Source organism: Schumannella sp. GW821-FHT10F01, assembly GCF_058809295.1.
In genome coordinates, this window is sequence record NZ_JBXASM010000010.1 from 104180 (window position 1) to 117777 (window position 13598).

Annotated in this window: 14 protein-coding genes; 5 read left to right on the forward strand and 9 right to left on the reverse strand. The window is 73.7% G+C overall.

Translation table 11 applies throughout. From position 1 onward, the window contains the following. The first annotated feature begins 43 nt into the window (after positions 1 to 43). On the forward strand, positions 44 to 652 hold the full coding sequence (locus tag AC1RSJ_RS12600; protein WP_493118734.1) for a class I SAM-dependent methyltransferase: 609 nt from the start codon (positions 44 to 46) through the stop codon (positions 650 to 652). A 10-nt stretch (positions 653 to 662) separates the two neighbouring features. Here AC1RSJ_RS12600 and AC1RSJ_RS12605 read toward each other — a convergent pair whose 3' ends face one another. Continuing rightward, positions 663 to 1823, reverse strand: a complete 1161-nt coding sequence (locus AC1RSJ_RS12605; RefSeq protein WP_493118735.1) for an NADH:flavin oxidoreductase/NADH oxidase — start codon at positions 1821 to 1823, stop codon at positions 663 to 665. Next, a complete protein-coding gene (locus AC1RSJ_RS12610) occupies positions 1820 to 2518 on the reverse strand; it encodes an HAD family hydrolase (protein WP_493118736.1) in 699 nt (232 codons plus the stop codon). Before AC1RSJ_RS12610 ends, AC1RSJ_RS12605 begins: the two co-directional genes overlap by 4 nt. A gap of 22 nt (positions 2519 to 2540) precedes the next feature. Here AC1RSJ_RS12610 and AC1RSJ_RS12615 point away from each other — a divergent pair, with 22 nt between their 5' ends. Then, positions 2541 to 3362: an ADP-dependent NAD(P)H-hydrate dehydratase gene (locus tag AC1RSJ_RS12615; RefSeq protein WP_493118737.1), complete on the forward strand. Its 822-nt coding sequence runs from the start codon at positions 2541 to 2543 to the stop codon at positions 3360 to 3362. 5 nt (positions 3363 to 3367) lie between these two features. Here the strand turns inward: AC1RSJ_RS12615 and AC1RSJ_RS12620 are convergent, their stop codons facing one another. The 3 genes from AC1RSJ_RS12620 to AC1RSJ_RS12630 are packed head-to-tail and all read right to left on the reverse strand — an operon-like array spanning position 3368 to position 5798. After that, positions 3368 to 4114, reverse strand: coding sequence for an amino acid ABC transporter ATP-binding protein (locus tag AC1RSJ_RS12620; RefSeq protein WP_493118738.1), 747 nt, complete (start codon positions 4112 to 4114; stop codon positions 3368 to 3370). Continuing rightward, a complete protein-coding gene (locus AC1RSJ_RS12625; RefSeq protein ID WP_493118739.1) occupies positions 4111 to 4962 on the reverse strand; it encodes an amino acid ABC transporter permease in 852 nt (283 codons plus the stop codon). The genes AC1RSJ_RS12620 and AC1RSJ_RS12625 overlap by 4 nt, the downstream gene beginning before the upstream one ends. Next, complete coding sequence (locus AC1RSJ_RS12630) at positions 4959 to 5798, reverse strand: ABC transporter substrate-binding protein (RefSeq protein WP_493118740.1); 840 nt, start codon at positions 5796 to 5798, stop codon at positions 4959 to 4961. Before AC1RSJ_RS12630 ends, AC1RSJ_RS12625 begins: the two co-directional genes overlap by 4 nt. Positions 5799 to 5888: 90 nt before the next feature. Between AC1RSJ_RS12630 and AC1RSJ_RS12635 the strand changes: the two genes are divergently transcribed. The 3 genes from AC1RSJ_RS12635 to AC1RSJ_RS12645 all read left to right on the forward strand — a co-directional run bounded on the left by AC1RSJ_RS12635 (position 5889) and on the right by AC1RSJ_RS12645 (position 8807). Next, the gene (locus AC1RSJ_RS12635; protein ID WP_493118741.1) at positions 5889 to 7133 is read left to right on the forward strand and encodes a glycosyltransferase family 87 protein; all 1245 of its coding nucleotides are present in this window, start codon (positions 5889 to 5891) and stop codon (positions 7131 to 7133) included. Further along, positions 7130 to 7444, forward strand: coding sequence for a thiamine-binding protein (locus AC1RSJ_RS12640; RefSeq protein ID WP_493118742.1), 315 nt, complete (start codon positions 7130 to 7132; stop codon positions 7442 to 7444). The genes AC1RSJ_RS12635 and AC1RSJ_RS12640 overlap by 4 nt, the downstream gene beginning before the upstream one ends. A gap of 94 nt (positions 7445 to 7538) precedes the next feature. Beyond that, on the forward strand, positions 7539 to 8807 hold the full coding sequence (locus AC1RSJ_RS12645; RefSeq protein WP_493118743.1) for an MFS transporter: 1269 nt from the start codon (positions 7539 to 7541) through the stop codon (positions 8805 to 8807). On the opposite strand, the gene AC1RSJ_RS12650 is transcribed toward AC1RSJ_RS12645, so the two are convergent. The 4 genes from AC1RSJ_RS12650 to metX form a co-directional block, all read right to left on the reverse strand. Then, positions 8745 to 9416: a response regulator gene (locus AC1RSJ_RS12650; RefSeq protein WP_493118744.1), complete on the reverse strand. Its 672-nt coding sequence runs from the start codon at positions 9414 to 9416 to the stop codon at positions 8745 to 8747. The two genes, AC1RSJ_RS12645 and AC1RSJ_RS12650, sit on opposite strands and share 63 nt — an antisense overlap. Before the next feature lie 39 nt (positions 9417 to 9455). Continuing rightward, on the reverse strand, positions 9456 to 10748 hold the full coding sequence (locus tag AC1RSJ_RS12655; RefSeq protein ID WP_493118745.1) for a hypothetical protein: 1293 nt from the start codon (positions 10746 to 10748) through the stop codon (positions 9456 to 9458). Further along, positions 10745 to 11917: a sensor histidine kinase gene (locus AC1RSJ_RS12660; RefSeq protein WP_493118746.1), complete on the reverse strand. Its 1173-nt coding sequence runs from the start codon at positions 11915 to 11917 to the stop codon at positions 10745 to 10747. The genes AC1RSJ_RS12655 and AC1RSJ_RS12660 overlap by 4 nt, the downstream gene beginning before the upstream one ends. Before the next feature lie 334 nt (positions 11918 to 12251). After that, the gene (metX, locus tag AC1RSJ_RS12665) at positions 12252 to 13508 is read right to left on the reverse strand and encodes a homoserine O-acetyltransferase MetX (RefSeq protein WP_493118747.1); all 1257 of its coding nucleotides are present in this window, start codon (positions 13506 to 13508) and stop codon (positions 12252 to 12254) included. Between the last annotated feature and the right edge of the window lie 90 nt (positions 13509 to 13598).

Sequence of the window (13598 nt, forward strand, 5' to 3'; positions counted from 1 at the left end):
ATCGCGCCCGTCCTCGGGCGTGCGACACGAGACCGGAGGCCCCGTGACCGACGACAGCGACACCTCGCCCGCCACCGCCGTCGAGGCGTACGCCGAGCGGCTGCGCAAGCTCGACCAGTCGCCGATCCGGCGCCTGTTCAACGTGCAGGCCCCGTACCGCTGGAACATCCGCCGGCTCGGGCTCGGCCGGGTGCTCGACGTCGGATCGGGGATCGGCCGCAACCTCGCCCACATCGGCCAGGGCGTCGGCGTCGACCACAACAAGTACTCCATCGACATCTCGCGCGAGCGCGGGCTGACGGCGTACACCGCCGACGAGTTCTTCGAGTCGCCGGATGCGGTGCTCGGGTCGTTCGACTCGATGCTGCTCGCGCACGTCGCCGAGCACATGCCCACGGAGGGCACCGAGGAGCTCCTGAAGATCTACGCGCCCTACGTGAAGCCGGGCGGCCTGCTCTGCCTGATCTGCCCGCAGGAGGCCGGCTACAAGACGGATGCCACGCACGTGCGCTTCGTCGACGAGGACGGCCTGCGCGACCTCGGCCGCACCATCGGAGCGGAGCCGATCCGCCAGTACTCGTTCCCGTTCCCGCGGCCCGCCGGCAAGGTGTTCCCGTACAACGAGTTCGTCTACGTGGGCCGCCTGCCCTAGTCCGAGGCGGTCACCAGGCGGCGCCGTCGCGCGGGATGGCGCGGCGGTACTGCGCCGGCCAGCGCTGCTGCGTCGCGAGCGGGGTCGCGTCGGCGCCGAGCTCGCGCGCCGCGCGGAGCACCCAGTGCGGGTCGCGCATCATGGCGCGGCCGAGGAGCACCGCATCCACCGTGCCGCCGGCCAGCAGCTCGGCCACCTGGCGCGGCTCGACGAGCAGCCCGACCGCGGCGGTGTCGACCTCCGCGTCCTCGGCGATCCGCTCCGCGAACGGCACCTGGTAGCCGGGGCCGACGGGGATGCGCACGCCCGGCACCAGTCCGCCGCTCGACACGTCGAACAGGTCGGCGCCCGCCTCGCGCGCCCAGCCGGCGACGATCGAGGTCTGCGCGACGTCCCAGCCGCCGTCCGCCCAGTCGGTCGCCGAGAACCGGACCAGCAGCGGGATGCCCTCGCCGACCTCCGCCCGAACGGCGCGGACGATCTCGAGCAGGAGGCGCGCCCGGTTCTCGAGCGTGCCGCCGTAGGCGTCGTCGCGGCGGTTCGACAGCGGGGAGAGGAACTGGTGCAGCAGGTAGCCGTGGGCGGCGTGCAGCTCGAGCAGCTCGAAGCCCGCCTCGAGCGCCCGGCGCGCCGCGGCCCGGAACGCGTCGACGAGCGCCGGCAGCTCGTCGACCGCGAGCGCACGGGGCGCGGCGAAGCCCTCGAACGGGATCGCCGACGGGCCGACCGTCTCCCAGCCGCCGTCGGCGGGCGGCAGCGTGCCCTCCGGGCGGATCCACGCGGCGTCCTCGTCCCACTCGCGCGCCACGGAGGCCTTGCGGCCCGCGTGCGCGAGCTGGAGGCCGGGCACGGCGCCCTGCTCGCGGAGGAAGCGGGTGATCGGACGCCAGGCCGCGACCTGCGCGTCGTTCCAGATCCCGGTGTCGCGAGGCGAGATCCGCCCCTCCGGCACGACGGCGGTCGCCTCCGCGATGACCAGCCCCGCGCCGCCGCGGGCGAACGAGCCGAGATGCACGAGGTGCCAGTCGACCGGCACGCCGTCCTCGGCGAGCACCGAGTACTGGCAGAGCGCCGGCACCCACGCACGATTGCGGATCTCGACGTCGCGGATCCGGATCGGGTCGAACAGCGAGACCCCGCGGCGCGCGGCGCCTCCAGTGCCCGCGCTCACGCGTCGTGACCGGCGTCGAGCTCGTCGCCCGCGTCGAGCCCGCCGGCGCCGTGCGGCACGGGCGGTCCGGCCAGCCCGAGCAGGAAGTCCCGCAGCCCGTCCGGCCCCGTGTAGTGGTGCCCCGTGATCCCGAGCGCCTCGGCGCCGGCCACGTTCTCGGCCTTGTTGTCGACGAAGATCATCGCGGCGGGCTCGATGCCGAGCCGCTCGGCGACGATCTCGTAGATCCGCGCCCCCGGCTTCAGCTCGTCGAGCTCGGCGCTGATGAACACCTGCTCCATCCACGTGCCCAGCGGCGAGTGGCGCAGCGGATCGGCGAAGTCGAACCCCGCGTTCGACAGGATGGCGATCCGCGTGCCGCCGTCGTGCAGCCGCGCGATGAGCTCGACGGTCGGGCGCTCGACGGAGAACCAGCTGCGGAAGTCCGCCGCCCAGAGCTCGTGCAGCCGGGCCGCATCCCAGTCCGCGCCCGTCTCGTCGCCGATGATCCGCCAGTACTCGTCGGGCAGGATCGTGCCGCGGTCGAGGTCGTGCCGGTGCGCCCAGTAGGCGGCCCAGAAGGCCTCCGCGTCGAAGGCCGGGGCGCCGTCGCGGGCGACCGCGACGAGCGCCGCGCGATCGGCTTCGCTCGGCGTGAGGCTGATGACCTCCCCGTAGTCGAAGACGACGACCCGGCCGGGGATGGTGATGCTCACCGGGCCAAACTATCCTGCAGCGATGACCGGTACCGGCGAGCTGACCCCCGATGACGCGGCGCGCTGGATCGCGCTGCCGTCGGACGACGACGACAAGTACTCGCGGGGCGTCGTCGGCTTCGTGACGGGCTCGGCGCGCTATCCCGGCGCCGCGGTGCTCGGCGTCGACGCGGCCCTCCACACCGGCGTCGGCATGGTGCGCTACCTCGGTCCGGGGCGCCCGTCGCGGCTGGTGCTGCAGCGTCGTCCGGAGACCGTGACCGCCGACGGGCGCGTGCAGGCCTGGGTGATCGGGTCGGGGCAGGATGCCGACCGCGATCGCGAGACGGCGGCGCGCATCGCGTCCGCGCTCGAGCAGGACGTGGCGGTCGTGCTCGACGGCGGGGGACTCGACCTGCGGACGCGGGCGTCCGGACCCGTTCTGCTGACCCCCCACGCCGGCGAGCTGGCCCGCCTGCTCGGCACGGAGAAGGGCGACATCCTCGGCGACCCGCGTACGGCGGCCCTCGACGCCGCCGCACGACTGGACGCGGTGGTGCTGCTGAAGGGCGCCGTCACCCACGTCGCGGCGCCCGACGGCACCCTGGCGACGGCCGCCTCCGCGACCCCGTGGCTCGCCACCGCGGGCGCCGGCGACGCCCTCGCCGGCGTGCTCGGGGCGCTGGTCGCGACGCACGCCGACGAGATCGCCGCGGACGCCTCGGTGCTGGTGCCGATCGCGGCCTCCGGTGCGGTCGTGCACGGGCTGGCGGCCCGTCGGGCGAGCGCAGGGGGACCCTTCACGATCCTCGACCTCGTCGCGGCGCTCCCGGCTACGATCGCCGAGCTGGTCGCGCGGCGCTGACCGCGTCAGCCGCTGAGTCGCGACAGGAACGCGCGCGTGCGCTCGTGCCGCGGCGCGCCGAGCACCTGCTCGGGCGGCCCGTCCTCGACGATCCGCCCGCCGTCGAGGAAGACGACCCGGTGCGCGACGTCGCGCGCGAACGCCATCTCGTGCGTTGCCATGAGGATCGTGCGGCCCTGAACGGCGAGCTCGCGCACGAGCCCGAGCACCTCGCCGACCAGCTCCGGATCGAGCGCGCTCGTGATCTCGTCGAGGAGCAGCACCTCGGGATCGGAGGCGACCGCCCGGGCGATCGCCACACGCTGCTGCTGGCCGCCGGAGAGCCGATCCGGATGCTGCCGGGCGAAGGCCGCGAGGCCGACGCGGTCGAGGGCGCGCATCGCCTGCTCCTCGGCCTGGGCCCGCGGGAGCCGTCGCACCTTGCGGGCCTGCAGCGTCACGTTGTCGATCACGCTGAGGTGCGGGAACAGGTTGAAGTGCTGGAACACGACGCCGAACCGCGCCCGCACCGGATCGGGCCGCACGCGCGGGTCGCTGATGTCCTCGCCGCGCAGCCGGATGCGGCCGTCGTCGATGCGCTCCAGCAGGTTCGCGCAGCGCAGCAGGGTCGACTTGCCGGATCCGCTCGGCCCGATCAGCGCGACGACCTCGTGCTCGCCCACGTCGAGCGACACCCCGTCGAGCACGGTCGTCGTGCCGTAGGACTTGCGCACGTCCTCGAGGCGGAGCACCGACGACGACGGGTCGGTCACGCGATCACCCCGATCCGCTCGCGGCGGCGCAGCCGTGCCGTGTACCAGTCGACGAACCGGATGCACGGGATGCCCAGCAGCACGAACAGCACGCCGGCGACGACGTAGGGCGTGTAGTCGAACAGCAGGTTCGCCTCGCTCTGGGCGGCGCGGACGGCATCCACGGCGCCGAGCACCGAGACGAGGCCGACGTCCTTCTGCAGCGACACGAAGTCGTTCATCAGCGCCGGCGTGACGTTGCGGAGCGCCTGGGGGAGCAGCACGTGCCGCAGCGTCTGGCCGCGGCCGAGGCCGAGCGAGCGGGCCGCCATCACCTGCGACGGGTTCACCGACTCGAGCCCCGCGCGCAGCACCTCGGCGACGTACGACGAGTAGGTCAGGGTCAGCGCGGCGATGCCGAGCAGCTCGACCGGGATCCGGCCCGGCACGATCCCGAGCGCCGGCACGCCGAACCCGATCAGGTACAGCACGATGATGAGCGGCAGGCTGCGGAAGGTGTCGGTGTAGGCGGTCGCCAGCGCGCGGAGCGGGAAGAACACCGCGCCCCGGAGCGTCCGGATCGCCGCCACGAGCGTGCCGAGCACGGCGACCGCGAGGCTCGTGACGAGCAGGATGCGCAGGTTCGTGACGAAGCCCGCCGCGACGCGCGGCCACGCCTGCACCCAGCTGTCGGGGTTGAAGAACGACACCTGCACGGCCGCCCAGCCGGGCGTGGAGATCAGCAGCCACCAGACGAGCGCCGCGAAGACGACGGTCGAGAGCGCGGCGACCAGCACCGACCGGACGCTCTGACGGCGCCGGTAGGAGCGGCGGCCGAGCTCGACCTCGCTGATCTCGGCCGCGGTCACTTCAGGACGGGCGCCCCGGAGTCGCCGGACATCCAGGTCGCCTCCAGCTCGTCGAGGGTGCCGTCGCTGCGGAGCGCGTCGACCGCCTTCGTGACCTTCGCGGTGAGCGGGGAGTCCTTGGCGAGCAGGAAGCCCCACTTCTCGCCGCCGGAGCTCGACGGGAGCTGCCCCACGACCTCGCCGTCGTCGAGCTCGGCGGAGGCGAGGTAGAGCGCGGTCGGGAAGTCCACGACGATCGCGTCCACCTGGCCGGCCTTGAGGGCCGCGACCGCGTCGTCGTTCGAGTTGAAGATCTGCGTCTGCTGCGTCGGCGCGATCTCCTGCTCGATGAGGCTCGCGCTCGTGGTGCCCGTGGCGACGCCGAACAGCACGTCCTTGAGATCGGCGAGGGAGGTCGCGCCGGAGGCCGGCGTGCCCTTGACCGTCAGCACGGCCTGCGTCGCGACGTAGTACGGCGAGGAGAAGTCGACCTTCTTCGCGCGGGTGGCGTCGATCGAGTACTGCTGGATGTTGAGGTCGAAGTCCTTGGGACCCGGCGCGATCGCCTTCTCGAAGTCGGTGCGCACCCAGACGACGTCCTTCTTCGCGAAGCCGAGCTGCTCGGCGACCGCGTAGGCGACGGCGGCCTCGTAGCCCTTGCCGGACTGGGGCTTGTCGTCGATGACGTACGGAGGGTACGCCGGGTCGCCCGTGGCGATGGTGAGCTTGCCCTGCGTCACGTAGTCGCCGCCCGAGGCGGCGCCGGTGCCGCCGGAGCACGCGGCGAGGGCGAGAGCGAGGGCCGCCGCGGCGGCGGTGGCGAGCGCGCGACGGCGCGAGAGCACGGTCCGGGTCATGGCATCATCATGGCGCACACCGGAATGCCGATCGCGCGCGGCGTCATCCGGTGACATCGACCGGCGCGGCAGGACGCCTACCCTGGACAGGTGCGGCGCGCCTCTCTGCTCTGGATCCCGTTCGCCGCCGTGCACCTGTGGCTGATCGCGATGAACCTCGCGGGCCCGGGACAGCCCCTCGGCGACGTGCAGTGGGTGTACCCGTACTGGATCGCGGAGGGCATCGCGGGGCGCTGGCCCGGCCTCGGCGCGCCCTTCGTCTACCCGGTCGGCGCCCTGCTGCCGATCGTGCTGCCGCACCTCCTGGTGCCGCAGGCGTATCCGGTCGGCTGGCTCGTCATGGTGTCGCTGCTGAACGCGGCGGCGTTCCGCATCCTGCTGGGCCACGGCACGGACCGCCGGCGGGTGGTCGTCGCGGCCGGCTGGATCGCCTACCTCCTCGCCCTCGGCCCGATCGCGCTCGGCCGCATCGACAGCGTCACCGTGCCGCTCGGGCTGGCGGCCGTCGTGCTGCTGACCCGGCATCCGCGGATCGCGGCGGGGCTGCTCACCGCGGGCGCCTGGATCAAGGTGTGGCCGGCCGCGCTCGTCGCCGTCCTGCTCGTCGCGGACTCGCGTCGCCGCGCGATCCTGCTCACGGCCCTCGGCACCTCGGCGGTCATCGTCGCGGTGGCCGAGATCCTCGGCAGCGGCGGGAACGTGCTCAGCTTCATCACCCAGCAGGCCGGACGCGGGCTGCAGGTCGAGGCGCCGGCGGCCGCCCCGTTCATGCTCGCCGCCGCAGCGGGCGGGCCCTGGTCGCTCTACTACGACACCGTGCTGCTCACGTACCAGCTGCGCGGCGACGGCGTCGCCACGGTCGCGGCCGTGCTCACGCCGGTGCTCGTCGCGGTCGTCGCGGTGCTGCTGCTCATCGCGGTGCTCGGCCTCCGCCGCGGAGCGGACGCGACGCGGATGCTGCCCTGGCTCGCCCTCGCGGTGGTGGTCGCGCTGCTCGTGACGAACAAGGTCGGCTCGCCGCAGTTCGTCTCGTGGATCGCGGTGCCGATCGCGCTCGGGATGCTGCGGCTCGGCGTGCGCCGCCCCGGCGGCTTCACGGTGCCGGCCGTCGTCGCGCTCGTGCTCGCGCTGCTGACGCAGGGCGTCTACCCGCTGTTCTACGACGCCGTGATCGGGCTGAACCCGATCGGCGTCACGGTGCTCGTCCTCCGCAACCTCGCCGAGGTGGCGCTGCTCGCGATCGCGGTCGCCGGGCTGGTGCGCACCGCCGCCATCCGTCCGGCACCCGCGACCGCGGGCGCCGCCGCCCCGCTCCCGGAAGGAGCCACCCCATGATCGTCGCCTTCAGCGTCGCCCCGTCCGGCGGACCGTCAGCAGCGGAGGACGGCTCGGTGCACGACGCCGTCGCCGCCGCGGTCCGCGTCGTCCGCGAGTCCGGGCTGCCGAACCGCACCTCGTCGATGTTCACCGAGCTCGAGGGGGAGTGGGACGAGGTCTTCGCCGTCGTCAAGGCGGCGACCGAGGCGGTCGCCGCCTACGGCACCCGCGTCTCGCTCGTGCTCAAGGCCGACCTCCGGCCCGGCCACAGGGGCGAGCTCGATGGCAAGGTCGAGCGGCTCGAGGCCGCGCTCGGCGACCTGGCCTAGCGCCCGATCCCGACCGGCGGTCGGAGCCCGGCGGTAGCATGGGACCCGGCTCGACGGCGAGCACCACCACCGCTCTGTCCTCGAAGGCCGTCTCATGACCCAGCTCTCCCCGGCGCGCACGCGCCTCGCCCTCCTCGCGCTCGCGCTCGGCGGCTTCGCCATCGGCGCCACCGAGTTCGTCGCCATGGGCCTGCTGCCCGAGATCTCGCGCGATCTGCTGCCGGCGCTGGCCGCGCGGCAGCCCGACGACGCCATCGCGCAGACCGGCATCATGGTGTCCGCCTACGCGCTCGGCGTCGTGGTCGGAGCGCCGACCATCGCGGCCACGGCGGCGCGGTTCCCGCGCAAGCGCCTGCTGCTCGCGCTCGCGACCGCGTTCACGATCGGCACCCTGCTCTCCGCGCTCGCGCCGACCTTCCCGCTCGTCGTCGGCGCGCGGTTCCTCGCCGGCCTGCCGCACGGCGCGTACTTCGGCGTCGCGTCCCTCGTCGCCGCCTCGCTGATGGGCCCGGGCAAGCGCGCCCGCGGCGTCGCGCTGGTGCTGTCGGGGCTCACGATCGCGAACGTCGTCGGTGTGCCGGCGATCACCTGGATCGGGCAGCACGCCGGATGGCGGATCGCCTACGGCGTCGTCGCCGCGATCTTCGCGCTGACGCTCGTCGCCATCGCCCTCGTCGTGCCGAACCAGGGCGGCGACCGGGCGGCGACGTTCCGCCGCGAGCTCAGCGCGCTCCGCCGCGGCCAGCTCTGGCTCACCCTCGGCGTCGGCGCGATCGGGTTCGGCGGATTCTTCGCCGTCTACAGCTACGTGTCCCCGCTGACGACGGAGGTCGCCGGGCTGCCGGTGGCGACCGTGCCCATCTCGCTCGTCGTCGTGGGGCTCGGGATGACGCTCGGCAACGTCGTCGGCGGCCGGATGGCCGACCGCATCGGACCGAGCCGCTCGCTGCTCATCGTGATCCCGGCGCTCATCGTCGCCCTCGCGGTGACCGCGCTCGGCGCGGCCTGGATCGCGTCGCTCTACCTCGGCCTGTTCCTGGTGGGGGCCGTCGCGGGCAGCGTCGGCCCGGTCATCCAGACGCGGCTGATGGATGTCGCCGGCGACGCGCAGACGCTCGCCGCCGCGATCAACCACTCGGCGCTGAACATGGGCAACAGCCTCGGCGCCGCGCTCGGCGGCGTCGTGATCGCGGCCGGGTTCGGCTTCGTCGCCCCGTCGTGGGTCGGCGTGCTGCTGGCCGTGATCGGACTCGGCCTGACGGCGATCAGCCTCGGGCTCGACCGCCGCTCGAGGATCCGCTCAGAAGGTGCCGGTGGGCGCGTCCTGGATCAGGATGCCGTCCTGGATGGCGCGGCGTCGTAGCGCCACCTTCGTGCCCACGTCGATGCCCGCGACCCGGTACTTCTCGCGGATGCGCTTGAGGTAGCTCTTCGCGGTCTCCTCGGAGATGCCGAGCTTGTAGGCGACCGCCTTCACGGGCTCGCCGCCGCCGTACAGCGCCATGACGCGGCGCTCCTGCGCGGAGAGCTTCGGCGCGCCGCCGATGTCGGCCGCGTTGATCGCGAGGTCGAGCTCGGCCGAGATGAAGCTCTCGCCCTGCGCCGCGGCGCGGATCGCCTCGACGATCATGGTCGCCTCCTCGCTCTTCACGAGGTAGCCGAGGGCGCCGGCCGCGAGGGCCTCCCGCACGACGTTCGGCTCGGAGTAGGTGCTCATGAGCACGACCCGCACGCCGCTCTGCTTCAGGGTCGAGATCTTCAGCGCGACCGGGATGTTGTCCTTGAGGTCGAGATCGAGCAGCACGACGTCGACGGGGAAGGCCGAGTGCGTCAGCAGCTCGGGCCACGTCGTGACGGCGGCGACCATGTCGATCTCGTCGGCGGCGTTGCGGATCCACTCCGTCAGAGCCCCGAGGAGCATCTTGTGGTCGTCGACCAGGGCGAGGCGGATGCGCTCGGGGTAGGTGCTCATGTGATGGGTTCCCTCCATATCCCGGATCTCCGGGGTGGCTCAGACCTCAGCCGGATTGTCGACGAGGCACTCGATGTCCACCCGCAGGCTCGAATCCTGGGTGGTGTCAGAGTATCGCCCGACCCGACCCAGGGCGTCCCAGATCGAGGGATCCACGCGATTGCGGGGGATCCCGGTCGAGGTGATGATGATCGGCACGGTGACCTTGCCGCCGCCCGACGGCGCCGCGGGGCCGAGCTGCAGCGACACTGAGCGGGAGGCGCCGCGCGCCGACGCCTTGCGGGTGTCGTTGACGAGCATCCACGCCGTCTGCAGCAGCCCGTCGCGCTGCCCGGGGTCGAGCAGACCGGCCAGGCTCGACTTGTCGACGAGCGTGACGCCCTTGCCGAGCATCTCGGACTCGCTGACCGCGTGGTAGAGCCAGGTCTCGCGGCGGCCCTCGATGAGGTGCAGTCGCAGCTCGGTGGCGAGCGACGCGGCGACCGACGACGAGCGAGGGCTCAGCGGCAGCCGCACCCGGCTCTCCGCGATGCCGTCGAACAGCTCCTCGGCGGCGAGGTCGAGGCGGGCGAGCTCCTCGGAGGCGAGCATGCCCACCGCGAAGCGCGGCGCCTGCACGGTGCTCTGCACGAGCGCGCGATCCAGCTCGACCTGCACGAGGTAGCGGAAGCCCTCCACGATCGTGATGCCGAGGATGGCGGGCAGCGCGGTCGCCGCGACCACGAGGATCTGCGACGCGATCGTCGTGGAGTCGAGCGGCTCGGTGTCGAGGAAGGCCGCCACGGCCATGACCACGCCGGCGACGATCGCGGACACCGTCAGCTCGACGCGGCCGCGGAACGTGACCATGAGCAGCAGGGCCATGCCGGCGACGGAGGAGGCGGTGGCCGTCCTGCCGACATCGTGGATGGTCCAGATCGCGGTGAGATCGAGCACCACGGCGGCGGCGAGGCCGGCGAGGGCGACCAGCAGCATCCAGGTCGGGAAGCGGTCGCCGACCACCCGGGCGGTGATCACGATGGCGGCGAGCGTGACGAGCAGCACCACCCAGGCCACGAGCGCGATGAGCGGCGAGTCGTACTCGGTCCACTGCGAGGCGAACTGCACGAGGCCGGAGAGCGCGCGGAGGCCGACGACGATGCCGGCGCCGAGCGCGAGGAAGTTGCCGCCGAGCCCGGCGCGGTAGGGGGAGCCGGGGCGGGTGAGGCGCCGCGCGGTGCTCGCCATGGCCCGGCCGGCGCGGCCGACGACGATGCCGAGTGTGTTCTCCTCGGGGATGCCGGTCTCGGTGGGCAGCGACTGGCGGCGGCGGCCGGGGGTGCGCGGGCTCATCGGGGCACCTCCAGCACGACCGTGGTGCCGGCGCCGGGCGCGGAGAACAGGCGGGCGTTGCCGCCGACGTCGCGCAGCCGGGCCACGACCGACTCCTTGAACCCGAGGCGCGCCTCGTCGACGTCGGCGATGTCGAAGCCGACGCCCTGGTCGGTGACGAGCGCGCGGACGGTGGTCTCGTCCTCCGTGATGGTCACGTGGGCCTCGATCACGCCGGAGTGGCGGCGCACGTTCTCGAGGCACTCCGCGAGCGCGAGCAGGAACGCATCGAGGATGTGGCTCGGCAGCAGCAGCTGGCCGGTGCCGTGCCAGGTGACCTCGAGCCCCATCCGGCCGAAGCGGCTCTTGACGCTCTCGAGCGTCGTGCCGAGCTCCGACTCGGAGACGGGGGTCAGGTTGTAGACGCCGCTCTGCTGGGGGGTCGGGGTCGAGCCGAGGCGCAGCTGCCGCAGCAGGCGCGCGTCCCCCGCGGCCTGCTCGCGGAGCGCGTCGACGCTGACGCCGACGCCGGAGTGGGCGAGCAGGGTGAGCGTCGCGAGCACCGTGTCGTGCAGCAGCCGGGCGGACTGGCGCCGCTGGGCCTCGCGCTCCGACGCCTGGCGCTCGGTCTGGTGGGCGCGGCCGATGCTGCGGATGCGCTTGTCGACCGCCGGCACGCCCGCGCTGATCCAGACGGCGATGAACGTCGGCACGACCCAGCCCATCGCGAGCGGGCCGATCGTGCGGATCCACGGCTGCAGGTCGCCGGTGAGGGCCACCGTGACGCCGCCGACGGCGAGGAACGCGGCGACGAGCAGGATCCGCCGCCCGATGGAGGACGTCAGCGTCAGGGCGACGGACGACGCCGAGCAGGTCGCGAGCACGAGGCAGGTGGCGAGCACGCCCGGGCCGGGTGCGCCGCCGGCCGCCGCGGCGCCGACGGTGGCGACCGCCATGATCGCGGCGACGGCGACGATCGTCAGGATCACCCACACCGGGTTGCGGCTCACGCCGATGCGCCACTGCGCGAGCACGAGGAGGGCGTACGGCACCGCGGCCGCGAGCAGCGCGCCCGAGGGCACCGTGCCCGGCACGACGAGGCACAGCATCGAGACGATGGTGAAGCTCAGCCCGTACACGCGGGCGGCCTGCTGCAGCAGCCCGTCCCGCTCCCGGGTGATCAGTTCCATATGCTCTTTCCGCCGAGTCCGGCGCCTCGGGAGGCCGACCAGGCCTCCGCGGACCGCCGAAGCGCGGTCCCCACCATGCTCCCAGAATGACCCCCGCGTTGGGGATGCCACGCGGCGCGACGCGCTGGATAGTCTCGTGCCACAGAGGGGGAACCGGCCGGAAGGCCGGACAGCCACTTGAGGGATGGTTCGCCGCAAGGCGCGGATCGGGGGATCCGGACACCGTCCTGACGGGATGCCAGTGGGGACTGCATCCCATGGGGGAGTAATGCGGGGGCCGTGTCGGGGGACGCGGCCCCCGATTCCCGTTTAACGGCTCGGGGCTTCGACGGGCTCAGCCGTCCGAGCGGGCTGAGCCGTCCGAGCGGGTCGCGCCGAGCGATCCCGGGGCCGCGAGCAGCCGCGCGAGCTGCGCGCCGACCGCCTCGGTCTCGATGAGGAACGCGTCGTGGCCGTACGGCGAGGCGATGACCACCGGGACGCCGCCGTCGAGCGAGCCGCGCAGCCCGCGCGCGATGACCGCCTGGCCGCTCACCGGGTACAGCCGGTCGCTGTCGACGCCGAGCACCAGGGCGGTCGCGGTGGCGGTGGCGAGCGCCGCATCCACACCGCCGCGATCGCGGCCGACGTCGTGCGAGTCCATCGCGGCGACGAGTGCGAGATAGCTGTTCGCGTCGAAGCGCCGCGTGAACTTGTTGCCGTGGAAGCCGAGGTAGCTCTCCACCGCGAACACCCCGCCGCCGCCGAGCGGGCTGATGCCGGACTGCCAGCTGCGCGCGAAGCGGTCGTCGAGCTCGGTCGGCGAGCGGTAGTTGAGCAGCGCCATCCGGCGGGCGAGCGCCAGGCCGCGGTGCGGACCCTGGCCGTCGGCGGCGTCGTAGTAGTCGCCGCCGGCGAACGCGGGGTCCATGCGGATCGCCTCCGACTGCACGCTGTCGAGCGCGATGCTGTCGGCGCCGGAGAGCGGCGGCGAGGCGAGCACGCCGACCCGCTCGACGAGCTCCGGGTGCCCGACGGCCCATTCCAGCGCCTGCATGCCGCCCATCGACCCGCCGACGACGGCCGCCCAGCTGCGGATGCCGAGCCGCTCGGCGAGCGCGCGCTGCGCCGCCACCTGGTCGCGGATCGTGACGTACGGGAAGCGCGGTCCCCACTCCCGGCCGTCCGGCGCCATCGACGCCGGGCCGGTCGAGCCCTGGCAGCCGCCGAGCATGTTCGGCGCGACGACGAAGTAGCGCTCGGTGTCGATCGGGGCGCCCGGTCCGACGACCCCGGGCCACCATCCGGCGGTGGCGTGGCCGGGTCCGGCGTCGCCGAGCACGTGGCTGTCGCCGGTGAGCGCGTGGAGCACGAGCACCGCGTTGCCGCCGTCGGCGTCGAGCTCGCCCCAGGTCTCGTAGGCGATGGTGACGGAGGGCAGCTCGCCGCCGCGCTCGAGCGCGAGCGGCCCGACCCGCGCGAATCGGCGGTCGCCGGCGGGGTCGCCCTCGCGCCAGGCGCCGCTCGCCGGTGGCGCGCCGGTGAGGGCGCGGCGACTGGCCTCCGAGACGAACGCCGACGGCACGGCGTCCTCGGGTGTCTGCCAGTCCATCCCCTCATTCTCCCCGACTCGCGCGGCGGATGACGGACGACGGCCCCGGCCCCTCCGAGGAGGGACCGGGGCCGTCGTGCGCCGGGGGCG